This is a genomic window from Kluyvera ascorbata (genome assembly GCF_023195735.1).
Taxonomy (GTDB): domain Bacteria; phylum Pseudomonadota; class Gammaproteobacteria; order Enterobacterales; family Enterobacteriaceae; genus Kluyvera; species Kluyvera ascorbata.
The window spans coordinates 3,194,040-3,216,805 of sequence record NZ_CP096201.1; the positions used below are offsets into that span (position 1 = coordinate 3,194,040).

At 50.5% G+C, this 22,766-nt stretch carries 23 protein-coding genes; 10 read left to right on the top strand and 13 right to left on the bottom strand.

Translation table 11 applies throughout. The features are described from left to right. Positions 1 to 122: 122 nt before the first annotated feature. The 5 genes from MY052_RS15295 to MY052_RS15315 all read left to right on the top strand — a co-directional run bounded on the left by MY052_RS15295 (position 123) and on the right by MY052_RS15315 (position 3,975). On the top strand, positions 123 to 1,124 hold the full coding sequence (locus MY052_RS15295) for a FecCD family ABC transporter permease (protein WP_373995168.1): 1,002 nt from the start codon (positions 123 to 125) through the stop codon (positions 1,122 to 1,124). Beyond that, on the top strand, positions 1,121 to 1,894 hold the full coding sequence (locus MY052_RS15300) for an ABC transporter ATP-binding protein (protein WP_369708712.1): 774 nt from the start codon (positions 1,121 to 1,123) through the stop codon (positions 1,892 to 1,894). The genes MY052_RS15295 and MY052_RS15300 overlap by 4 nt, the downstream gene beginning before the upstream one ends. Before the next feature lie 24 nt (positions 1,895 to 1,918). Beyond that, complete coding sequence (locus tag MY052_RS15305) at positions 1,919 to 3,046, top strand: ABC transporter substrate-binding protein (RefSeq protein WP_248537334.1); 1,128 nt, start codon at positions 1,919 to 1,921, stop codon at positions 3,044 to 3,046. Between the two features lie 502 nt (positions 3,047 to 3,548). Further along, positions 3,549 to 3,785, top strand: coding sequence for a hypothetical protein (locus MY052_RS15310; protein WP_035897698.1), 237 nt, complete (start codon positions 3,549 to 3,551; stop codon positions 3,783 to 3,785). A 49-nt stretch (positions 3,786 to 3,834) separates the two neighbouring features. Continuing rightward, positions 3,835 to 3,975, top strand: coding sequence for a hypothetical protein (locus tag MY052_RS15315; protein WP_185064460.1), 141 nt, complete (start codon positions 3,835 to 3,837; stop codon positions 3,973 to 3,975). A 49-nt stretch (positions 3,976 to 4,024) separates the two neighbouring features. Here MY052_RS15315 and MY052_RS15320 read toward each other — a convergent pair whose 3' ends face one another. The 6 genes from MY052_RS15320 to surE form a co-directional block, all read right to left on the bottom strand. After that, positions 4,025 to 4,402: a hypothetical protein gene (locus MY052_RS15320; protein ID WP_248537335.1), complete on the bottom strand. Its 378-nt coding sequence runs from the start codon at positions 4,400 to 4,402 to the stop codon at positions 4,025 to 4,027. Between the two features lie 692 nt (positions 4,403 to 5,094). Continuing rightward, a complete protein-coding gene (dsbG, locus tag MY052_RS15325) occupies positions 5,095 to 5,853 on the bottom strand; it encodes a thiol:disulfide interchange protein DsbG (RefSeq protein ID WP_248537336.1) in 759 nt (252 codons plus the stop codon). A gap of 44 nt (positions 5,854 to 5,897) precedes the next feature. Next, positions 5,898 to 6,620 carry a DsbA family protein gene (locus MY052_RS15330; protein ID WP_202216061.1) on the bottom strand — a complete coding sequence of 241 codons (723 nt, stop codon included), beginning with the start codon at positions 6,618 to 6,620 and terminating at the stop codon, positions 5,898 to 5,900. 6 nt (positions 6,621 to 6,626) lie between these two features. Continuing rightward, complete coding sequence (locus MY052_RS15335; protein WP_248537337.1) at positions 6,627 to 8,666, bottom strand: protein-disulfide reductase DsbD family protein; 2,040 nt, start codon at positions 8,664 to 8,666, stop codon at positions 6,627 to 6,629. A gap of 47 nt (positions 8,667 to 8,713) precedes the next feature. Then, on the bottom strand, positions 8,714 to 9,076 hold the full coding sequence (locus tag MY052_RS15340) for a hypothetical protein (RefSeq protein WP_035896333.1): 363 nt from the start codon (positions 9,074 to 9,076) through the stop codon (positions 8,714 to 8,716). A 207-nt stretch (positions 9,077 to 9,283) separates the two neighbouring features. Continuing rightward, positions 9,284 to 10,159 carry a 5'/3'-nucleotidase SurE gene (surE, locus tag MY052_RS15345; RefSeq protein ID WP_035896332.1) on the bottom strand — a complete coding sequence of 292 codons (876 nt, stop codon included), beginning with the start codon at positions 10,157 to 10,159 and terminating at the stop codon, positions 9,284 to 9,286. Between the two features lie 496 nt (positions 10,160 to 10,655). Here surE and MY052_RS15350 point away from each other — a divergent pair, with 496 nt between their 5' ends. Then, on the top strand, positions 10,656 to 11,444 hold the full coding sequence (locus MY052_RS15350; protein WP_248537338.1) for a histidine phosphatase family protein: 789 nt from the start codon (positions 10,656 to 10,658) through the stop codon (positions 11,442 to 11,444). A 132-nt stretch (positions 11,445 to 11,576) separates the two neighbouring features. After that, positions 11,577 to 12,833: an OprD family outer membrane porin gene (locus tag MY052_RS15355; RefSeq protein ID WP_376753166.1), complete on the top strand. Its 1,257-nt coding sequence runs from the start codon at positions 11,577 to 11,579 to the stop codon at positions 12,831 to 12,833. 43 nt (positions 12,834 to 12,876) lie between these two features. On the opposite strand, the gene ansP is transcribed toward MY052_RS15355, so the two are convergent. The 3 genes from ansP to MY052_RS15370 form a co-directional block, all read right to left on the bottom strand. Further along, complete coding sequence (gene ansP / locus MY052_RS15360; protein ID WP_248537340.1) at positions 12,877 to 14,319, bottom strand: L-asparagine permease; 1,443 nt, start codon at positions 14,317 to 14,319, stop codon at positions 12,877 to 12,879. 315 nt (positions 14,320 to 14,634) lie between these two features. Further along, positions 14,635 to 15,234 carry a transporter gene (locus MY052_RS15365; protein WP_248537341.1) on the bottom strand — a complete coding sequence of 200 codons (600 nt, stop codon included), beginning with the start codon at positions 15,232 to 15,234 and terminating at the stop codon, positions 14,635 to 14,637. A 270-nt stretch (positions 15,235 to 15,504) separates the two neighbouring features. Next, complete coding sequence (locus MY052_RS15370) at positions 15,505 to 16,086, bottom strand: nuclear transport factor 2 family protein (RefSeq protein ID WP_248537342.1); 582 nt, start codon at positions 16,084 to 16,086, stop codon at positions 15,505 to 15,507. A 108-nt stretch (positions 16,087 to 16,194) separates the two neighbouring features. Here MY052_RS15370 and MY052_RS15375 point away from each other — a divergent pair, with 108 nt between their 5' ends. Continuing rightward, positions 16,195 to 17,070, top strand: a complete 876-nt coding sequence (locus tag MY052_RS15375; RefSeq protein ID WP_248537343.1) for a LysR substrate-binding domain-containing protein — start codon at positions 16,195 to 16,197, stop codon at positions 17,068 to 17,070. 53 nt (positions 17,071 to 17,123) lie between these two features. On the opposite strand, the gene MY052_RS15380 is transcribed toward MY052_RS15375, so the two are convergent. After that, positions 17,124 to 17,840 (bottom strand): hypothetical protein, encoded by a 717-nt coding sequence (locus MY052_RS15380; RefSeq protein WP_248537344.1) that lies wholly within the window; start codon positions 17,838 to 17,840, stop codon positions 17,124 to 17,126. Positions 17,841 to 18,330: 490 nt separating this feature from the next. Here MY052_RS15380 and MY052_RS15385 point away from each other — a divergent pair, with 490 nt between their 5' ends. Next, the gene (locus MY052_RS15385) at positions 18,331 to 19,527 is read left to right on the top strand and encodes a tyrosine-type recombinase/integrase (RefSeq protein ID WP_248537345.1); all 1,197 of its coding nucleotides are present in this window, start codon (positions 18,331 to 18,333) and stop codon (positions 19,525 to 19,527) included. Between the two features lie 110 nt (positions 19,528 to 19,637). On the opposite strand, the gene MY052_RS15390 is transcribed toward MY052_RS15385, so the two are convergent. Continuing rightward, positions 19,638 to 20,426, bottom strand: coding sequence for a hypothetical protein (locus MY052_RS15390; protein ID WP_248537346.1), 789 nt, complete (start codon positions 20,424 to 20,426; stop codon positions 19,638 to 19,640). A gap of 114 nt (positions 20,427 to 20,540) precedes the next feature. Between MY052_RS15390 and MY052_RS15395 the strand changes: the two genes are divergently transcribed. Continuing rightward, positions 20,541 to 20,753, top strand: a complete 213-nt coding sequence (locus MY052_RS15395) for a helix-turn-helix transcriptional regulator (RefSeq protein WP_248537347.1) — start codon at positions 20,541 to 20,543, stop codon at positions 20,751 to 20,753. Between the two features lie 221 nt (positions 20,754 to 20,974). Here MY052_RS15395 and MY052_RS15400 read toward each other — a convergent pair. Continuing rightward, a protein-coding gene (locus tag MY052_RS15400) for an IS1 family transposase (protein ID WP_248537348.1) occupies positions 20,975 to 21,672 on the bottom strand; the annotation gives its coding sequence in 2 pieces (ribosomal slippage) (positions 20,975 to 21,423 and positions 21,423 to 21,672; 699 coding nt in all). 401 nt (positions 21,673 to 22,073) lie between these two features. Then, a complete protein-coding gene (locus tag MY052_RS15405; protein ID WP_248537349.1) occupies positions 22,074 to 22,766 on the bottom strand; it encodes an aspartate/glutamate racemase family protein in 693 nt (230 codons plus the stop codon).

The following is a 22,766-nucleotide window of genomic DNA, read 5'->3' on the forward strand; positions in this document are numbered from 1 at the left end:
GGGACAGGCGGGAGGTTCACTGAATTTACCCTGTTCCATAAGGTTATCCGATGAATTCCAGCCTTGCCTCCAGCGCCGACTCTCCCGCGCTGGCGATTGCCGCCCGCTACCGCCGGGTGGTTATGCAGCGTTACCTGCTTGCCGGTGTCGTGCTGCTCTGTATCCTCTGCTCCCTGCTGCTTGATTTCACCCTCGGCCCCTCGGGTATCTCGGTATCCACGCTGTGGCAAACGCTGTTCCACGCCAACGCAGCGGACCCCGGCACCCGCGTGATCGTCTGGGAGCTACGTTTACCGTTCGCACTAATGGCCATTCTGGTCGGCATGGGCTTAGGGCTTGCCGGGGCGGAGATGCAGACTATCCTCAACAACCCGCTTGCCAGCCCGTTTACCCTCGGCGTCTCTTCTGCCGCCTCGTTCGGTGCAGCGCTGGCGATTATTCTGGGGCTTGGGATTCCGGGCATTCCCGACCAGTGGTTTATCTCGGTTAACGCCTTTGTCTTTGCGCTGATGGCCTGCTTTATTCTCGACGGCATCAGCCGCTGGACGCGGGTAGCAACCTCCGGCGTGGTGCTGTTTGGTATCGCGCTGGTCTTCACCTTTAACGCGCTAATCTCTATTTTACAGTTCGTTGCCAGCGAAGATACCTTGCAGGGACTGGTGTTCTGGACGATGGGCAGCCTGGCCCGCGCTTCGTGGGATAAGCTCGCCATTCTGGCGGTCGCGCTGCTGATTATCGCCCCGCTGTCATTGAAAAATGCCTGGAAGCTCACCGCCCTGCGTCTTGGCGAAGACCGCGCCGTCAGCTTTGGTATCAACGTACGCAAGCTGCGTCTGGCCACGCTGCTGCGCATCAGCATTATCTCGGCGCTGACCGTGGCGTTTGTGGGGCCAATTGGCTTTATCGGTCTCGTTGCTCCGCATATTTCCCGCATGATGTTCGGCGAAGACCATCGCTTCTACCTGCCCGGCAGCATGCTGATTGGCGCACTGGTGCTGTCGCTGGCGTCGGTGGTGTCTAAGAATATCGTCACCGGAGTCATTATTCCGGTGGGCATCGTGACGTCACTCGTGGGCGTGCCGTTCTTCCTGAGCATTATTATTCGCCACCGAGGGACGCTGTGATGGATGGATTGTCGATTCGCGACCTGCATACCGGGTATGGCAAAAAGAAAATCATCGATGGCCTGACCACACCGCTGCTGCCGCGGGGCAAGATTACCGCCCTGCTCGGCCCCAACGGTTCAGGTAAGTCAACGCTGCTGCGCGCGCTGGCGGATCTCAACCCCGCGCAGGGCGTACTGTCGCTGAACGGCGTAGATTTGATGACGCTGATACCGGCTAAGCGTGCCCAAAAGGTGGTTTATCTGCCTCAGTCGCTGCCTGCCGGTGTGCACCTGCACGCGCTGGAGTCGGTTATCGTGGCGCGACGCGCCAGCGGCTATCACCAGGGTAACGCTGAGCAGGAAGCCTACGCCATTCTGGAAAAACTCGGCGTCGCCCATCTGGCGATGCACTTCCTCGACCAGCTCTCCGGCGGCCAGAAACAGCTGATTGGCCTGGCGCAGTCCCTGGTTCGTCAGCCGGATCTGCTGCTGCTCGATGAGCCTCTCAGTGCGCTTGACCTCAACTATCAGTTTCACGTGATGGATATCGTCGCCAGAGAGACGCGGCTGCGCAATATCGTCACCGTGGTGGTTATCCACGATATCAACATTGCCCTGCGTCACGCCGAATATGCCGTGATGATGAAAAACGGCGCGCTGGTCGCAAGCGGCGTGCCGGATGAGGTGGTCATTCCACAAAACCTGGCGACCGTTTACGGCGTGCGCGGCCGGGTCGAACATTGTTCACAAGGGCTACCGCACGTGGTGGTCGATGGTTTAACGACATAACAATAATCGCAAGACGGGGAAATCATGACGATGAAGAAGGCAATATTAGGCGCAGCGCTGCTGTTTTCACCGCTGCTGGCCATGGCGGGCAACTGGCCGGTCACGGTCAAAGATATGGACAACCGGACGGTGACGGTTACGCAGGAGCCGCAGCGCATCATTTTGCAGGATGGGCGCGATATTCTGACGCTGGCGATGCTGGAGCGCGACAATCCGTTCGCCAAAGTGGTGGCGTGGAACAACCTGCCGAAAAAGCAGGATACCGAAACCTGGAACGTGCTGAAGCGGAAATGGCCCGAGGCGGATAAAATCCTCGATATGAAATTCTCCGACCAGGGGAACGTAGACCTGGAGACGGTGATTTCTCGCCATCCGGATCTGATGATTGCCCAGCTGCGTGCGAAGCCTTCGCTGGTGCAAAGCGGCGTGCTGGCAAAGCTTGACGCGCTGCACGTGCCGGTTGTTTTCGTTGACTACGAACTGCATCCGGTTGAGAACACCATGCCAAGCATCGCGATGCTCGGTAAGGTACTGGGTCAGAGCGAACGCGCGCAGGCCTATATCAACTTCTATCAGCAGCATCTGGACACTATTCACCAGCGTCTGGCCAAGGTCGAGAAAAAACCCCTCGTGTTTATCGAGCCGATTGCCGGGGTTGCGGGGCTGGATAACGGCTGTTGCTTCACCCATGCACGCAATGGCTGGGGCGGTCTGGTGGAAGCGGCGGGCGGCGTGAACATCGGCTCACAGCTGCTGCCGGGCGCAACCGGGAATATCTCGGTCGAGAAAATCATCTCCATGAACCCGGATTACTACCTAATGACGGGTTCCAAACGTCCGGGGAAAGGGACGGCGATTATTCCATTTGGCTACAACGTTCCGCAGGCTGATGTGGTGAGCGCCTTTAATGCGCTGCTGGCGCGTCAGGGCGTGAGCAGTATTCCAGCCGTCGTCGCGGGTCATACCGGTGCGCTGTACCATCACTTCTATAACAACCCGTACAACATTATCGCCATCGAGACGCTGAGTAAGATTTTCTACCCGACGCAGTTTAAAGATGTCGATCCATTGGCGGATTATCATCAGCTGATTACCCAATTCACCCATATTCCTGATGATAAGGTGGTCCTGAGCTATACGCCTGAGAAATAGTAAACTCATGCTGGTGAGTTAAGGCAACATTGTAGGCCGGATAAGCGAAGCGCTATCCGGCCTGCCTTTTTTATTTTAGCGATCAACGATCGCTATTGTGAAACCGTTATTAACGCGAGTAATATCCTGCCAAAATAATAATAAAGGTAGTGATTATCATTCGCTAAACAGTAGCATTTAACCTCACCCCAAGTGGGTAATAAATAGAAAATACCAGTAAAAATAAAACACTACATCTCTTCATTTTATCTTTATATATCATAGCGGTTTATCGATTTTACTATTTTTAAAACAGATGAAACGCACAAAATATTGCGTAAATTGATATATATCAGTTTCAGATTAATTCCCTATAGAAACCGTTAAATTTGATTTTAGTCAACTCCCTGCCTGGCTATAGAATGCATTTTATAGCGCTCTTTGCATTGACGGGATGAATAATTAATTGGTTTTAAGACTTGAACAGATGTTTAGCAGGCCATCTAGCCTGTGGGGTTGGTTGATGTGCAATGCCCTGAACGGCGTTGCTATCGTTATCTGCTTTGCCTCCATTAGCGCCGTTATCGGTATCAGAGAAGGTGTCTGGCATATTGTCATCACCGTCGCCATTATTATTTCCGCATTTTATAGCGCTAATTATTTTGCCGCTCTGGAATCACGTAATGATTCCCGCCGTTATTATTTACTGGTGTGGGTAGTTATCACTGTCGCAACTAACTTTATTCGCGTCTGGGGCTAATCCCATCGCGACATAAAATACACAACGCACAACAATAAGGATTCACGCCTTGACTCTGGCAATGATTTTTATCCTCATCAATAACCATAAAGGACTGTCGGCACTGCTTCTGCTGATTATCCTGGTGCTATTCTGGATACTTGGCCCACGGGTGAGAAAGCTGCTGAACGGTATTAAAGACCCTTCCTGATGGCTTGATGGGTTACCGATGCACCCGCATCGGTAACCTATCATCACCATTAGCCCATCGCTTCACACTGGCAGCCAATCTTAATGCTCGCAAATTTATACGCGACGGCGAGATAAAATAGCGCAATCGCAAAACCGACGATCGGATAGAACAGCAGGCTAAATAGCGCCACCGCCAGAATATGCCCCACGCCCGCCATCAAAAAGCCCCGGCGCTTTAAGCGCAGTTTGCCGTAAGAAAACACAAACGCCAGATAAGCGACGATAAACAGTACGATCACAATTTTAAACGATAAAAACTGCACCGAGAAATTCATCTCCGTGACGCCCAGATGCGGCAACGCGAGAAGAACGAACAGCGTGAGAAAAAGCAGCGAGGCGAGCTTGACCCACGCCATTACGCCTTTCCAGAAAGAGATACGGGTCATAACGAAATCCTTAATTTGATGATAAAACAGCATTGTGGCAAGCCGGGAGAATAGCCAATGCGAAGTTCGATGACAGGGCCTGGCTCCCAGGATGCAATACGTTTCAAAGTGAATTTGTCGTGTTAATAAGCATATTGAAAGACGAAGCGTGTCCTATACGACAGGCAGGACTAATAACCGTCGATGCATGGAGACAAAAACAGAACAGATGCCAGAGGAAACAGCAAAGATAACTAGGGTGTTGAAGGGGGTTTAGTCTGCAGGTAACGTTGACTTCGGGTAGTGATATACATTTGCTGATCCATAGCATATAACTCGTTGATAAAGAATGATTAATATTTCCCCTGGTGCCAGGACATTATAGCGTTCTTCCTGTTAAAGATTCTCCAGCCGAACGTAAATAAGTGTCATTTTACTTATTAGTAAAATACCCCTAACGCGGTATATCTGGAATAACTAAATATCTACTATGGGTAATTATGGAAAATAGCCTGTTTAATTACCGTGTAATTTGTGATTATTTTCCGACCTGGAACTAGTGCCAGGCATTACCCTCATCCCAACCCTCTCCCTGGAAGGGAGAGGGAGAAAAACGGTACCAGACTTACCCACGCCTCCTATCGGTCCCCTCGCCCCTTTGGGGAGAGGGTTAGGGTGAGGGGGAAACCCGCACCGAGTGACCAACATCGCTATCAGGGTTTCGGGCCAAACATCGCCTCAAGCTGTTTTTCATCAGGCATCCCCACCACCTGCTGCAGCTCATTCTTGTCGTTCATATAGTAAATCGCTGGCGTCGCGTTCGCCCCTAAGTCATCCATCATCTTCTGATGCGCTTGCAGCAGATTGAAGGTTTCGCGCGGCGTGACGCCGTCAAAACGCGGCAATTTCTTACCGTTGGACAGCTCGTAATCCCGCCAGGCCGCTACCGGGTCCGGCGCATTAAGGATGGCCGTCGCGTTGCGACCGCTTTTCGGGTTAAGAAACGCCACCAGCAGCGTATTGAGTTGAACATGGCCTGCCTCAACCCAAGGCTGTGCCGCCGCCCAGAACGCTTTGCAGTAAGGACAGAAAGGATCGGCAAACACAAAGACCTTTCTCGGTGCGGTCTCGGCGCCCTCTTTCAGCGCATGGGCCGCGTTGAGTTTTTTCCACATCTCATGACCCATCGGCACGTAAATGGCCTGAGTGAAATACCCTTCACTCAGGTTTTTCCCTTTATCGTCATAAAGGTAGCCGGAAACCACATGCTTACCATCCGGTGTCAGGAACAGGTTAACGCCCATGTCCTGATACTGTCCCACCCAGCTTTTCAGGCCGCCGGGGGCATCCACCTCTTTGATAATGGTAATGTTCTGCTGCTCGCTAAAACGCTTTACGATATCGGGAAGCGGCGCGCTGGCATAGGCAAACGCCGGAAGCAGCGCCAGCGACGTTAAGACAATCGATTTCATCCTCGTTTCTCCGTGAACGGGGGATTCCTCCCCCGTGAATAAACTTACTGTTTTTTCAGCGCTTCGCTGACCATAGCATCAAAATCTTCGTAGGGAACCCAGCCCGATAGCATTTCATCGCCGATAAGCGTCGCGGGAGTACCCTGAATGCCTAGCTCCTGTGCTACCGCGAGGCTCTTCTTCACCGTCACCAGGCTTTCGTCATCCGGCGTGTCCACCACCACGCCAGCTTTCTTTTTCGCCTGCGCAATGCTGGCATCATCGTGATACCCCTTTTTCGCCATCAGCACATCGTTGAATTTGATGAACTGTTCAGGGTGCGCACGCCAGACGGTCAGGGCATCTCGTGCCGAAGTGACCGAGCTTTCCGAGCGGTAAGGCAGGAATTTAAAGACCACGGCAACGTCCGGATATTTGGCGACGATCTTCTCCAGATAAGGATCGAACTTTTTGCAGTACGGGCAGTTGTAGTCGGTAAAGACCACCAGCGTCAGGCGTGGTTTTGTCGCGCCAATCCGCGGGGAATTCGGGTCATGAAACAGAAAATCATTATATTGCGCGATAACCTTTTTCAGCTGCTGCTGGTTCGCCTGCGCATTTTGCTGGTCCAGCTTATCCGCCGCCGCGGCCAGAATTTCTGGATGCTTGAGCAACGTTTCCTGTACCAGTTCCTGAACGCGTGCCTCCTGGGCGGGCGTCAGAGCGGGAGCCGCAAAAGCCTGCAAAGAGGCGGTCATCAAAAGCGTAAAAAGAAGCGTGTATTTCATGGTGCATTAACCTTTGGCATGTTTCAGAGCGCGAAGCAGAGATGACGAGTCCAGCAGTGGAGAGAGCGTCTCTCCCTGCGGCAGGCCCGGCCCGTAAACTTCATTGAAGGGGATGGCGTAACGATTACGCGTTTGCAGGAAAGCTGATATCGCATCAGACGGCTTGCTCCAGTCGCCGCGAAGCGCCACCACATCAGGCGCATTCAGCGCAGCGATAACCTCCGGTTGGGTGAGTACGCGCATGTCGTTCACCTTACAGGTCACGCACCAGTCGGCGGTGATATCAACGAAAACGCGCTTGCCGTCGGCCAGCGCCTGCGCAATGGCGTCTTCGCTGAGCGGTTGCCAGCGGATATCCGCACTGGCCTTCGCTGCGCGCTCAGGTGTCGCAGGAGCGTGAATCAACCCGCGAAGCTGATAACCACTCAGCGCCGTGAGCACGAACACCACCAGATAGAACGCAAATCCACTGCGCGGGCCGCGAATAAAGACCGCCGCCAGCGCAGCGAGCGCCAATAACAGGATGACAGCATTGCTGACAAACTCACCCAGATGCTGGCTCAGCAATGATGCCAGCCACAGGCTTGAGGCCAGCATCATCAAGGCCAGGAGGGTTTTGACGATAGCCATCCAACGGCCAGGGCGCGGCAACAGCGCAGCGGTTTTCGGCACCAGCGCCACAAACAGCCAGGGAATCGCCATCCCGACGCCGAGCGCAATAAAGATAAGCCAAAGCTCCTGCAACGGCGCACCCAAAGCAAAGGCGACGGCGGTACCCAGGAACGGTGCCGAGCACGGCGTGGCCAGCAGCGTGGCAAACATGCCTTCGAAGAAGCTCCCGAGCCAGCCGCTTCCCCCCGCGGTGGCCATGCGACTCGCCACAGATGACGGCAACAGCAGCGCGAAGACACCAAAAAGATTCAGTGCGAAGATAAAGGTCACCGCCACCATCAGGCCGATAAACCACGGACTCTGAAACTGGATGCCCCACCCCAGCGCCGCGCCGGTTAACTTCAACGCGGTCACCATCGCCGCCAGCAGCGCGAAAGAGAACAGGATCCCGACGCTGGTTGCCAGAAAACGCAGGCGAATGTTACGTGTATCTGAGCCCGCATGAAGCACGGCGCTCAGCTTCATTCCCATCACCGGCAGAACGCAGGGCATCAGGTTGAGGATCAACCCACCAAGCAGCGCGAAGAGCAGTATCTGCCCGATGCCAGTTCGGGCAATCTGAGGCGGTGCCACAGTCGATTCGTCGGCGCCTACCGTCAGCGTAGTTTGCTGCGCTTTGCCATCGCTGGTGAGAACGAACGAGAGCGTTTTACCCGCCAGCGTCTTCGGTTTATCGCCCCATTCGTCCGTAACCGGTGCGCTGATGGTCAACGTCGCGCCGTCGGTTTTTATGTTCGGGTCGCCGGGAATAATGCCGCCGTCCAGCGGATCGAAATAGATACCCGGGGTACGCCATGCGCCCGCGGTGGTACCGGTGATGACCAGACGATCGCCCGCGAGGTGCGCCGCCAGATTATCCGACAGACCATTTTCCGCCGGGATAGTCCGCATTGCCTGCTCGAAGGCATCCTGGAACTGGCCGTCAACCGGCTGATTAAAATCGAGATGCAGCGGGTAGTCCGTTAACAAACAGACGTTGCTACAGGTCGAGAGCGTCAGCGTACCGTCCAGCACATCGCCTGGATTACCGGTGATAACCATCGGAATAACCACCCGATTATGGTAACCCTGGGTGGTCAGCCCCGAAATTTCAAAGCGCGAGGGAGTCGGCCAGTACCACTGCGCTTTTTCACCGTTTTTCCAGTGAATTTCAGGCGCTACGCCCCCTTCTCCCGGCGATCGCCAGTAGGTTTTCCAGCCGGATTGCAGCTCAACGGTCAGCAGGCCATACAGGCGATCCTTGCCTCTTTCCGCCTGGAAACGAATCTTAGCGTGGTCATTTTGCCCTGACGTGAGCCACCCGGTATCGGCGGCGTGAGCAGAACCCACGCAGGCGAGCAACAGGAGCAATAATCCCCTGAAGATATTCAACATATTTTTTCTCCGTAAATGAAATAATCAATCGTCGTCAGAACGATGATTCATTCACGGAAAACGCAGTTTTTGAGATGTATTCGGACCGTGGGTGGCCGTCTGGGCACGTCGCGAAAGACGAACGCACGCACTTCAGCGAATAGCTGAATCAGGGCCAGGAAGACGATAACGGCAGGCAGCGCGCCGTCGAAGAAAATAGGTTGTGCGCACAACAGCGAATTGGCGCTAAGCTGGCATGGCGAAGGCCCAACCTGGGATTCGTCCGTTGCTGGCGTGGAGATAGTCTGAACCGGGTTGCCCGCCTGCTCGAGAAAATGGTGCAGATAAACGGCCCGCTGCACCAGGCAAAGAGCCATGGCGAGGCAGGTCACTATCAAGAACCCTTTCGCAAGAAGCTGACGATTTCGCATAAATTACCAGACGTTTCAGAACAGCCGAATCATAAACAATCCTCATCAATGCGCAAGGGGTGCGCGTGTAAGGTTTTGTCTTGTCGCAGCGGACAAGCCGGAAAATCATGCTCTATTGCGAATCCATCGCTACGCTGCACGCGGCTGGTGGCGCGCGATATGTTTGGCAACGGCACCAGCGGCTACGGCGTGGGGTTAAGTTAGCTCTCAGGGTTTCAGCAACGCCTGATATTGCGCTTCATATTGCGGAGCATTCCAGGAGCCATCAAAAATCGTGTAGGTAATGTAGCCCTTATTCAACCAGCCGGAATCCGTGTCATCCATAACCACTTTGAGAGACTCAGGGTTCATCGTCTGTCTGGCCTTACCGTCTGCGAGAATATCGTAGCCAATTTGCGCGACCGGGAAGCGCTGATTTTCAACGTAGTGCACGCCTTTAATCTCCGCAGTCGCCAGGGCCGGGTAGTTAATGCTGAGCCCGGTGCCCAACGGCAATAACGGTTTACCCTGTGTGCGCTGGGCATTCAGTTTATCCACCACGCTCACGACATAGTCCACGGAGTCGGGCCAGTATTTATGCGTGCTTGGCCAGCCATTTTTCATCTCCTCTTCGGTAAAACGATAGCCGATGCTGGCGGCAATCGCCGGAACGCCGTAGCGTACGGCGCGAGCCGCCGCGCTGACGGTACCGGAGTTCACCTGCGCCATACCGGTATTTGGTCCATCGTTAACACCAGAAACCACCAGATCAGGCGCGGCCTTTTTCAGCAAGCCATTTAGCCCGAAGTCCACGGCGTCCGCAGGCGTGCCCGGGAAGCAGTAACGCTGTTCGGCAACCTTTTTCACATCAAAAACTTTACCGGTCTTAAAGGTGATAGCAGAACCAATGCCGCTCTGATTAGTGGCGGGCGCGACCATCCAGACATCATAACCTTTCGCCTTAAGCTTATCCTGAAGCGAAGTACTGCCCGGGGATTCACAACCATCATCATTCACAATCAGTATTTTCAGCGGCGCGTTCCCCGCCTGGGCAGAAAATGCGCATATTGCCAGCACCGATGCAACGATCTTTGGTAAATTCATGATGACTCCTTATGGGTTATTAATAGGTCCAAATAACAAGCAAAAAAAAACCTAAGAAATCCCCCACTCGCGTTGAGTAGAAAATTTCTTAGGTTTTGCCTTTATTCAGTAGCAATCCTGATATGGATGAGAAAATAACCGTTATGAGGACTAACGTCCAGACTCGCCACCCGCATTCTGTGACGAGCATCAAATACTGACGGATAAATATACACCTGACCCGAAAGTTAATTTAGTCGAGTAACTACTGGCGCATTATTATGTAGGAAATTCTTATATGAATTATCGAAAAGCAAGACTTGAGGATGATCACAAATATCGATATATAAAAAAATAATTACTGCCATTCTATTTTGATGGTGATATTGTCCGGCCAAACTGGATTGTTACTGTTTTCAACAGGCAAAACCTGCGTTATTTCTCAACCATGCAATTTAAGCGGTTGAGTAAGAGCGCAGGTTTTTTTGTTTTATAAGCAATATAAAAAGGATATCCGATGAAAAAGTGGTTTGTTGCTTTAGCGGCGCTAGCCAGTATAGCCACCTGTTCTGCGGCAGATACGACGCCCTCAGCTCAGGATGATACGGTTACCGTCTATTTTGCCCGTCACGGGAAGACGCTGTTTAATACCTTTGACCGCGTTCAGGGCTGGGCGGATACGCCGCTCACCGAAGAGGGTGTGCAGGTGGCCCGCTATCTTGGCGAAGGGTTAAAGGGCATCAAATTCGATAGTTTTTACTCCAGCGATGCAGGCCGCCAGCGGGAAACCATGGCCGTTATCCTCAAACAAATCGGCGTAACCCAGTACCATCTCAATGAACTGCCGGGGCTGCGTGAAGCGTTCTTTGGCGGTTTTGAGGGCGGCTTCAACAAAGATATGGCCAATGCAGGCGCCCACGCACTGGGGATGGCCGACGCCGCTGCGCTTTTCAATGCCATGAAGGCGGGCACCCTGCCGGTGAAGGACTCCCAGGATGCGCTGGCAAAGGCGGACGTTAAAGGGCTCGCCGAGAATTATGCGCAGGTAAAAAACCGTACTCAGGCCGCGCTGGCGACTATCGTCAAGCAAGCTCAGCAAAATGGCGATAGAACCGTGCTGGCCATTTCATCGGGAACCGCTATGCAGATTATGATTTCCGATCTTACCGATTCACCGGACAAAAATAAGCCGCTGGCTAACGCCGCCGTCGTCAAAATTATCTATAAAGATGGGCATTACAGCGTACCGGAAATTGGCTCACTGCAATACATTGAAACCGGCAAACTGCGTCTGAAAAATCAATAATAGCGTTGCACATTTATTAAGCCGCGGCCCCCTTTTCCCGCGGCGCTATTCTGGGATACCACAATGAAAATGAACACACTGGCGACAGCGATGCTGCTGCTTGGCAGCTATACGCCCGTATGGGCTGCCGATATGGGCCATACTGAAAATAATTATCTTGCCGATCCTTTTTTCAGCGACGCGTCAATGACGCTATCACTGAAGAATTACTGGAAATATCTGAAGGAGGAAAATGCTAACCCTACGCACGTCCATAACGCCTGGGGCCAAGGCGTAGCCGTGGATTATCAATCGGGGTATTTTGCAGATTTTATCGGCGTTGATGCCGTATATTATGGCGCAGTAAAATTGGGTGCCAGCGATTACTTTAACTCCAGAGGAGTACTTTATAATAACGGAGAGGGTAATAAAAAAAGCAACGCGGAGGGCTATTCAAAATTCGGTCAACGAAATATTAAATTAAAATATCTGGCCGGAGACGCTCAGCTTAACGCTCGTTGGGGCTGGCAGGTGCTGAAAAACTACGGGGTGATTTCCACATCCAACCGTTTATCCCCAACGACCTACTCAGGCATTAGCGGTGGGGTCAGCTATGACCACCTCACTCTGCGAGGTGCCTATGTCGAAAATTCGATGGACCGTAACTCCCCGGATAAGAAGCAGTTCCAGACAAATACCGGCGCTAAAATCAATCACCTGGCTTCCGGTGAATTGCTGTGGAATAGCCAGCCGTTTAGCCTGCAATATGGCTACGGTGAGAGTGAAAACTATCTGCGCCGTCATCTGTTATTTACCCAGTTGCGCCCGGTTAGCCATCTGAATATTGGCACGCAGATTTACGCCACTGAGGCACTGGATGAGTATCTGGCAATGCCAGCCAATAAGCGCGATTTTGACCATAACGCCTGGCACTTCGCCGTGGATGCGACCTGGCAGGCGGAACGCTGGGGTACAAAGTGGGGCGTAGGCTATACCAGTGCCAAAAAAGAGAACGAAGTGGGCTTCTACCCGCGTCACATGAGTAAAAACTCACGCGGCACCTTTATCTCAATGGCCTATGCGGGTGACGACTATATGCGCGATGGCGAACTGGTGCTGGCCAATATCTCCGACTACAAGCTCACGCCGGATCTGGCCGTTGGGCTGGCAGGAAATATCGCTCAGTTCAACTATAAGGATAACCACGTACGTACCGGCGAGATTAATGCCTTTACCCGCTGGACGCCTTCTGCGCCGCCAATGAAGAACCTGACAGTATGGTTGATGTTCGGCCCCGGCTGGTCTTATAAAACCAGCGGTAAAACGCCGGTGTTGACCAACGGCCGCTATACGCGAACGCATACGCTGTCGTCTGAGGCGATTATTGAGTATCGGTTCCGGATGTTCTAAGAAAAACAGGCCTGATAGCGATGCTATCAGGCCTGCGAGCAGGTTACGGTGCGGTGCTGTGAACTTCCGCGACGCGCTTACGTACGCCGAACCATCCAGCCACCAGCAGAATAGCAATCAGCGGCAGTGAAGCGATGGTGTAGGTGCCGTTCGGGTAGTCAAACGCCATCAGGACCAGCACGCTCAGCAGGAATAGCAGAGTCAGCCACGAGGTAAACGGTGCGCCCGGCAGCTTGAAGTTCACATCCGCCGCCTTGCCTTCTTTGATGGCCTTGCGCAGACGTAGCTGGCACACCATGATAAACGCCCACGAGGCGATAATCCCCAGCGAGGCGAAGTTCAGAACAATTTCAAAGACCTGAGACGGTACCAGATAGTTCAGGAACACGCCCACCACGTAAACCACCAGCGTCGCCATAATGCCCGCGTACGGCACGTGCTGGCGGCTCATTTTGCTCATAAACTTCGGTGCGGAACCGCCCATCGCCATCGAGCGTAAGATGCGCCCGGTGCAGTAGAGGCCGGAGTTCAGGCTGGAGAGCGCCGCCGTCAGTACCACGATGTTCATGATGCTGCCGATATAAGGCACGCCGAGCTTGGAGAAGAAGGTCACAAACGGGCTCTGCCCCGCCTGATAGGCCGTCCACGGCAGCAGCAGCACCAGCAGTACGACCGAGCCCACGTAGAACAGACCGATACGCCAGATAACGCTGTTGATAGCGTGCGGCACCATGGTCTGCGGGTCTTTACACTCGCCCGCCGCTGTCCCCACTAATTCAATGGAGGCAAAGGCAAAGACAACGCCCTGTACCAGCACCAGCGCAGGCAGCAGGCCGTGCGGGAAGAAGCCGCCGTTGTCGGTTATCAGATGGAAGCCGGTAGCGTTGCCATCCAGCGGTTTTCCACTGCCCAGATACACGGTCCCGACGACGAGGAACACCACAATCGCCAGCACTTTAACCAGCGCAAACCAGAACTCCATTTCGGCGAACCACTTCACGCCAATCATGTTCATGGTGCCGACAATCGCCAGCGCCCCCAGCGCAAACACCCACTGCGGCACATCGCCAAACGCGCCCCAATAGTGCATGTAGAGCGCCACGGCGGTGATATCAACAATGCCGGTCATCGCCCAGTTGACGAAGTACATCCAGCCTGCCACGTAGGCGGCCTTTTCACCGAGAAACTCACGGGCGTAGGAGACGAAGCTGCCGCTCGACGGACGGTGTAATACCAGTTCGCCCAGCGCGCGAAGAATAAAGAACGAGAAGATGCCGCAAACCAGGTAAACCAGCGCCAGCGCGGGGCCAGCCATCTGCAGACGCGCACCTGCACCGAGGAATAAGCCGGTACCGATGGCGCCACCGATGGCGATCATCTGCACCTGTCGGTTACCCATCGCTTTGTGATACCCCTCTTCGTGGGCGTTCAGCCAGCGTCGTTTTGCCGCACGTTGATCCGCAGCCTGTGTGTTTTGTGTTTCCATTATTTCCCTGTACCTGTCTGATTTATGGAATACATAAGATTTTCAAATGAATATGGAACGCATATCCATCAAATCCCGTGCCGTTCTTCCCGTCATTCTGCGTAGGGATAAAACTGCCGCGAAGCATCCTACCTGCAATTATTAAGCGGTGCAAAACATACGGTTACTCCTCGGACTACTTCCGCGTAGAAAACGGTGCCCGTCAGGAAAATCCCGGTGACTTACGCTGGGCTCCCGTCGTCGCCTGTGCAATGGGCATAAAAAAGGCTTCCCAAAGGAAGCCTTTAAAAGCGCGATGATTTTTGTGCGGAGAATTTAACGATGATTGACCTTCGGCTGACGGAATATTTCCACCGAGGCCGCCAGGCAGAGAATATAGCCGAAGAGTTCAGTCCCCTCTTCCACCATATTTTTCACTTCCCGGACGTAGCCATCCTGTAAAAGCGAGTGCCAGAGCAAGGACATACCAAACAGGCGAGAAAATACCAGCGTCGCTAATAATCCTGACAGCATCATTCCGAAGGCGGGTTTCGCCGTATATAGGGTGAGCTGATTTAATACCCGCTGAGGCTGGCGAGAGGCATAGGCAACCGTAATGATACTGACTATCAGCGCAAACCATACCCAACTGCCATGGTGGATAAGGTCGAAGATGCCGTCGAGTTCTCGGATCAGCATGGCCATAAAGAAGCCAGCAATCAAGACATTACATTGGCGCATGTCGGGTTGCTTACGTGCAGCGACGAGGTGAATCAGGACGATAAGGAAGAGGATTGACTCCTGAACAATCTCAGTGAGCGAGATTTCAGACAGGCTATTTTTGAGAATATTGACATCGATATGTAGGCATAGAATAGCAACACTGGTCGCCAGCGATAAAAACAAGCAGCGCAAAAACAAATTAACTAAAATCATAATAGTCACGGTCTTTTAATAAACCAGCAGTTTATATTACAGACCACAACAAAACTTACCCTTATGTGTCACAACGGCCTCCAAATTTAACAATTATTGCGTTATTCAAGAGCAATAATTAATTCCTCCATGACACAGGAGATATATTTTAGTATGAGAATCTACTGAGGAATATATTAAGTTCGGTATAAATCCCTCATTGTCAGGGAATATTTTTTAAACATTCAGCGCGGCTCGCATCGGCGATAGCCGCGCATGAATGCCCGTGCATCAGGCCGCAAGCCAGCGCTGCCCTTCCGCCTTCATTCTGGTTTCCAGCTCACTGCCGCGGGTAGCAAAAACGCGACCCAGAGGGAACCCGCTCTTTTCCAGCAAATAGGCCAGCGGCGCATATTCGCGAGGATAGCGGGCAACCACGCCAGGGTCTATCTCTACCCAGCCCTGTGGGAAGGTGAATGTGCCCATGTCGTAAACGCTCTGGCGATGAAACAGCTTCCACACGCCATCACGTTTTTCCGCCAGATCGAAAAAGCGGTTATGGCATTCGCAACCGATATTCAGTTTAACGTTCTCGGCAATAATCACCGCGTTAGTTTCCAGCGTGGCTTTGGTTCCTTCGGCATTGAAGGTAATGCGGGGTAAGGTAATGAGATGCTTGGTGCGCAGGTCTGACGCTCCCATACGCATCGAGCCGTCGACAAAATCGCTCGCCAGCCCTTCAAACCAGGTGATCTCAATGGTGCCGTCTGGATGAAAGAGATCCCGTAGCTGCGCCCATTCGCCAAGATCGCGGTGGATCCATCCGTTGACCAGGTCATTAAGCTGTTGCCGATCGTTATGTTGAATCTGCATGAAGGTATCTCCAGTAAGGTAGTGGAATGAGTGTGCTGACGGGAGCAATGCAATTCAAATATATTAATATTACCGATTCATCATTTTTAATGATTAATAGCAATCACTATGGAACTCCGTCATCTCCGCTATTTTCTGGCCGTTGCCGAAGAAGGTCATTTTGGCCGCGCCGCCGAGCGGCTCAACATCGTGCAACCGGCGCTCAGTATGCAAATTAAAGCACTGGAATCAGAACTGGGTGGCGCGTTGTTTATCCGTACCAGCCGACGCGTCGAACTTACCGAGGCCGGACAGTTAATGTTAACGGAGGCCAAACGAACATTAATGCAGGCGGAGTATGCTCGCCAGACCGTAGCGCGATCGCTGCACGGTGAGACAGGACGAGTGCGGGTTGGCTTTGCCGGGAACGCAATCTTTAGCGGCAAGATGACGGCTGACCTACGCGAATTTCACCATGCCTATCCGGATGTTGAACTGGTGATTGAAGAGATGGCCCCTCAATCACAGGTAGATGCGATTCTGGCCGGCCAGCTTGACATCGGTTACACGCCCGATAACAGCAAAACCGCCACGCCGGGTATTATCGCGCACCCTATCGGGCGCTGGGCGTTTCTGGTGGCCTTCGTCGACGATCACCCACTGGCCTCGCATACGCGTATTTCCCCCGAGCAGCTTGCCGGGGAAGCGCTCATTCTTTATGAGGCGCACGATATTCATGAACGGCTTTTTTTATTACTGAAAGAAAGGATGGGTGACCGACTGAATATCGCGCAGCGCTCCAGCAGCACGCTAAGCGTACTCGCCATTGCCGCTGCCGGGCTGGGTGTGGCGTTGATTCCTGCTCCATTAGAGCAGGTACACATTCCAGGCCTGACCTATTGCCCTCTCGATGATATTGAACTGAGCGCCAATTTGATGCTGATTTCTCGTGGGCAGGAGCCGAGTGCAGCGGTAAAGGCATTTATTCGGGGAGCTAAGGGCTAGCAAGAAACCGAGCATTAAATATCATGGGGAGTCCCTTCCCCAGGCACGTTAGCCTACATGCTCTTTGCCGTACTGGTCGAACTAAGTGCCGCAATTAGCTTCGTTTTTTCTGCCGGTGAGTTAATTTTCTGGAAACAATCTGCGATAATTTTCTTAGCGACAGTTTGCGTTAACTCATAATTATTTTTTTCCCAGTCGCTAATGGGCCTTGTGCGCTCCGCTGAGAGCAGATCGCTACTCGAGCAGGTGTGATAATAATCACCGCTCTTTATTGTCGTTGAATAGAAGAAAGTATAATCACTGGTATCTAAGCCTTCGTACAAGAGCTTATATTTATACGGCTGGATAATAATTTCTTTATTTACATTAGAGGGGATATCAGCGCTAGCCAGAAGCTCATCAAGCTCTGGATTAACGTACTCCATCGTTCTGTTATGAACGCTGCCAACATAGGTTCCCTTTAGCTGGTCTTTACTAAACGTATCTACCTGCGAAGTCCCGCCACCCAACAATGCCGCAGCAAACTGCAGCGTTTTCAACGCGACAACCTTTGCATTATCAGATTTAGCGACCAGATTAAGCGAGTTATTCGTGTCTTCGATGATATCGCCATTGATTGCATTTTGCGTCAGGACTTCAATTTTGGAACCATTGCTGAGTTTAACAACTCTGGTATCGACAATCTTTGTCTTCGGCGGTTGGGTACTTGAACATGCACTCAGTGCAAGGCCAACAAAGGCCAGCAAGGTCATTTTATATTTATTATCCATCGACAACACATCCCATATAGATCGTTAGTTTTACATTAAAAAAAACCAGATTATTCTTATCACATTTTTAATTTGCTAAAAGGCTAAACGCTTATTTTTGGTAGGGAAAAATCGACATTTTTGAACAATTTTATAGTTTCACAAGATGTGAACCTGCGGTGGCCTCAAATACAGCTAATAAATTTTAGTTAAGGATGAGTTAGGACTTTGTGGGGAATGCCGATGAGGTGAAGTGGGAAACGCCTGGTGATAAAGCACCGCCTGACTAGACGACCCAAAGCAAAAAGGGCTTGTCTTTCGACAAGCCCTTTTCTAATTTGGCGGAAGCGTAGGCATCCTATCTCAAAACTAATTTAGTCCAACCCAATCCAATTAACCCATAAATATCAATAAGATATTTACTTCCCCTCTATAAACCTATTCAATCAAATCCACTGAAAGCCAGAACGAATGGCATACCGAATGGCATACTGGATCCAAAGGAAAAACGATGTCTGTAATCACTGATACCAAAGCCCGCAACATCAAACCTGACGAAAAACCGATCCCCCATGGAGGCATCACGGGGTTAGCGCTGCATCCATCCTCAAAACGTGGAAGAGGGAAATGGGTGCTTCGCTACTTGAGTCCGGTAACACAAAAACGTCGTAATTCGGGCTTAGGTATTTATCCCGAAATTAGTATCGCTGAAGCAGGCAAGCTAGCCACAGCCATGCGAGAACAACTTGCTGTCGGTATTGACCCACTTGAACTCCAAAAAATCGAGAAAGTGGTGATCCCTACATTTGAAGAAGCCGCACGCACGGTTCATGCAGGGCTAAAATCTGGGTGGAAAAATGAGAAGCATGGCAAGCAATGGCTAACCACTCTTGAGAAACATGCTTTTCAACGTATTGGATCGATAGCTCTCAACGATCTGACAGCCGCCAACATTGCAATGGTTCTCCGCCCTATCTGGCTATCTCACCCTGAAACGGCGAAAAGAACGAAACAACGTATCCATACGGTGATGGCATGGGGTTGGGCTCATGGGTACTGCTCTTCTAACCCCGTTGATGTCGTTGGGCATTTATTGCCACAACAACCGAGCGAAGCACTCAGAAGAGTTCATCAACCAGCAATGCCATGGAGGAACATCCCGCTTTTTCTGGCAACCCATATCCAGAATGATGAGCCTTACAACGTCAGCAAGGCGCTGTTAAGCTTTGTTATCCTTACCGCTTGCCGTTCAGGGGAAGCTCGAGCCATGAGATGGTCTGAAGTTGACTTCAAAAATGCTGTCTGGACTATTCCTGCAGAAAAAATGAAAGCCGGGCTTATGCATCGAGTTCCTCTGTCAAATCAGGCTGTTGCTATTATTGATAAGATGAAGGGTTTACACAAAGAACTGGTATTCCCTTCACCACGCAAGCAGATTGTTTTATCAGATATGGCATTGACGGCTTTTCTTCGCAGAACAAAAGCCGTAAGCGATGTACCAGACCGTGTAGCAACGGCACATGGTTTTCGTTCAAGTTTTCGCGACTGGTGTAGTGAACATGGGTATCCACGTGATCTTGCAGAACGAGCTTTGGCACATACAGTCCAGAATAAGGTCGAAGCTGCCTATCACCGAACAGACCTGCTGGAACAGCGTCGCCCAATGATGCAAGCCTGGGCCAATTTTGTAATGTCATCGGGAGAGTAACCAAAAGGAGGATCGCTTCATCGGTCCTTCTTTCTAGTTATCCCCCATGCAATCAATTCAGATGTTTTGTAGTAATTCAGTAACATGCTAAGCCTGAACGGCACTCTACATTACAGGTTCTTATTTTTTTGTTTTATTTTCCTTTGCACGACTGAATCAAAAGCCTTTTTAACACCGTCATGCTTATTGCTCCATGCCAGAACTAAAGGTTCTAATTTTATATTTTGCTCATGTAAATCGCTCTCAATGCCTCTTTTTTTTCCAGCTGGCCAACCAACCTGATCCATAAATAAAAAAAGCTGTTTTTCGATACCCCTAAACGCTGCTACTTTATTTTTCCAGCCATCATCAGGTTTATTCATTTGAAGCAATTCAATAACTTTATCTTTGATATAATCATAACTGGCAGCTCTTGCCTTACCACCAGCAGATTTTTGAGCTTTGTAAGCAACTTCACTATCAATTTTGTCCTGATGCCTGATGTAACCACTGATGAGACCCGAACAATAGTGTAATAAACCAATAGCATCCAATACTAATTCAACTCCTTTATCATTACCTGACATATAGTAACGCATGCCCAATTCTCGCCATACAGCGGCTACTTGTGTCTGACTTGAAATGGTTTCACCAATAGTCTCCTTTAAAGCATCGCCATGCCTATATTTATGCTCAATATCCACAACCTTCCAATAGCATTTCTCCAACGAATCGACTTCTGGTGGATATTTTTGAATGATGCTATCGAGAAAATTTACAGCAGCTGAATCATTTTCATTCAGGCATGTTAAAGCTTCAGACCACTCACCTTTAGGTGAAAAAATAACCAATTTATTGGCAATTCTTTCGTACTCAGAAAGCATCTGTTGAAGAAATTTTTCGTTGTAAAATTCAGCCATAAATCAATCCCTTAGAAAAATCAAAAAATATGCACTGCACACATGTTTTTTTCTCGATTAGCTTTAATTAACCTTCTTCACATCTTAACCAGTACAGAGAAGAGAAGGTAATCTATGCATTCAACCACTGTGAAAATCCTACGTATTCGTGATATTTGTCAAAAAATAGGTATCGGTCGATCTACCGTCTACGATTGGATAAATCCCAAATCACCACGTTACGATGCCAGTTTTCCCAAACGACTTAGATTAGGAAAACAATCTGTTGGTTGGTTGGAATCAGAGATTGATAACTGGATTTTGCAACGCAATACAGTCAAGCCATGAATGTTATTACTACTAGAACATACTCGGGATTAGGCCCACTTGAAAGCAAGTGCTGTAGTATGCTTAATGAGATAGGAAACACCAAATAGGGCAGGAATTCCTGCTCTACGCCATATTCCTTGAATTACTCGACTATATAGCTCGTACTGAATTTCCGTTATAGAATATTCGTTACAAGCATTAGCTTTAATTTGGGGCGTGTATTCAATGTATAGATTTGGTCATTGCAAATAATGCTCACGTTCGATGAATATACCGATTATCTTGTCGTGCATTTCCGCTGATTTTGAATACCCCAGAGTCTTGCGATTCAGTCGTTTTAATCGGTTACGAAGATTCAGGTTTTCTCGCTCAATCCGTTGTGTATAGAGCTTGCCTGTTATGTGCTTTTTACCCGGCAACAGTTCATAAACACTGAAGTTATCTGTACACCAGAAGGCGACATTGAAGCCCGACAGTAACCCCAGTAATTTACGCAGCGTCTTTTTGCCCCGACTCCCGAAAGCATGGGCAATAATGCGTTTCAGCCGGGGTTCCCAGGCATACCACAACCAGCGCTGTTGCTTTTTGTTGCCAACAAATGACCACATTTCATCAACTTCACAAATAAGCTGAATCTGGAGATTATCCAGCGGGAGTGCAGTTACACATCGCGGCGCGAGTTTTTTAAAGTGCGGACAACGGCATTGATGCTGATATGCAGCGCCCGGGCGGTACCGCGGATACCTGCGTTGTTCATAGCAAGGTCAACAACTTGTTCTTTCATGCCAGGCTGGCACGCACGATAAGCATAGTCGAGCTGGAAAGTACGGCTGCATAGCTGGCACCGATAACGCTGAAGTTTGGCCTTACCGAGTCCATGTTTTTTAACGGATTCGGTCTGCTCACAAAACGGGCATTTTACGCCAACTTTAGCCATCAGATACTCTCGACAAAAAGAGTGATTCTACAACATGATCAACACGTTGAATACTTGACCAACAATATGATTTCAGTGTGATTTATCACTCTGGGCAGGATTAACATCTATCATTTTTTTCGACATAAAAATGCGCAACAACCCCCATTAAGGAACATTGCCCTCTATTTAATGTCTCTGCAGCATTAATTATTCTCTTCATATTCAGAGGTCCGAAAAAGCAAAGCTGGTTCTATACTGACCGTTTTCAGGAAGCTTTAAGGCGATACGGCAGGAGTAACTTGAAGTAAAATGGCGGCGGGGACCTTCGCAGTTTGAAAAAAGCATAACTTAATTCGTGCCATATAAAACTACAGGGAGCCAAGGGCTCCCATGATTCTTTTCGACAAGATTGTTTTTTATTACTGTTGAAGAGCTTTAAACAACACCTCAACATGAATATCAACCGTATCTAGTGCCCTAACAGGTAACTCTGTCCCTCCGAATAAAAGGGGGAGCTCTGTACATCCCAGAATGATGGCCTCAATCCCTTCATCCTGATACATGCGTTCAATGATTGTGGTAAATGTGTCTCGCGTCTGTGGCTTGATAATACCTCTTTCGAGTTCATCATGGATTTTATCTGCGATGTAATCAATTTCATCAGCGTGAGGAACGACTACTTGGATGCCAGATTCAGTGAAGGGCCGTTTGAAGAAGTCTGCCTCCATTGTAAATCGTGTGCCCACAAGCCCGACTTTCTTCAGACCCAGAGTCTGAACTTCTGAACAAGTGGATTCGATAATGCTGACAAGTGGAACCATTGTACGCGCCTGGAGTTCATCGAAGACGATATGTGGCGTGTTACCGGTCAGCGCGACGACTTCAGCACCGGCAGCTACCAGATTCCCGATGGCCTTTTCTAGGTATTTCGTCAGTGCTTCATAATCCTTCCGACCGCACATGACCAGTACGTCATATACGTTAATACTTTCGATGGTTAAATTAGGAAAGAAATTGTCGCCGGTACGTTTATTAGCCTCATACACGAATTTTCGGTAATAAAGCAATGTAGATTCAGGGCCTGTTCCACCGACTAAACCGAGTTTTTTCAT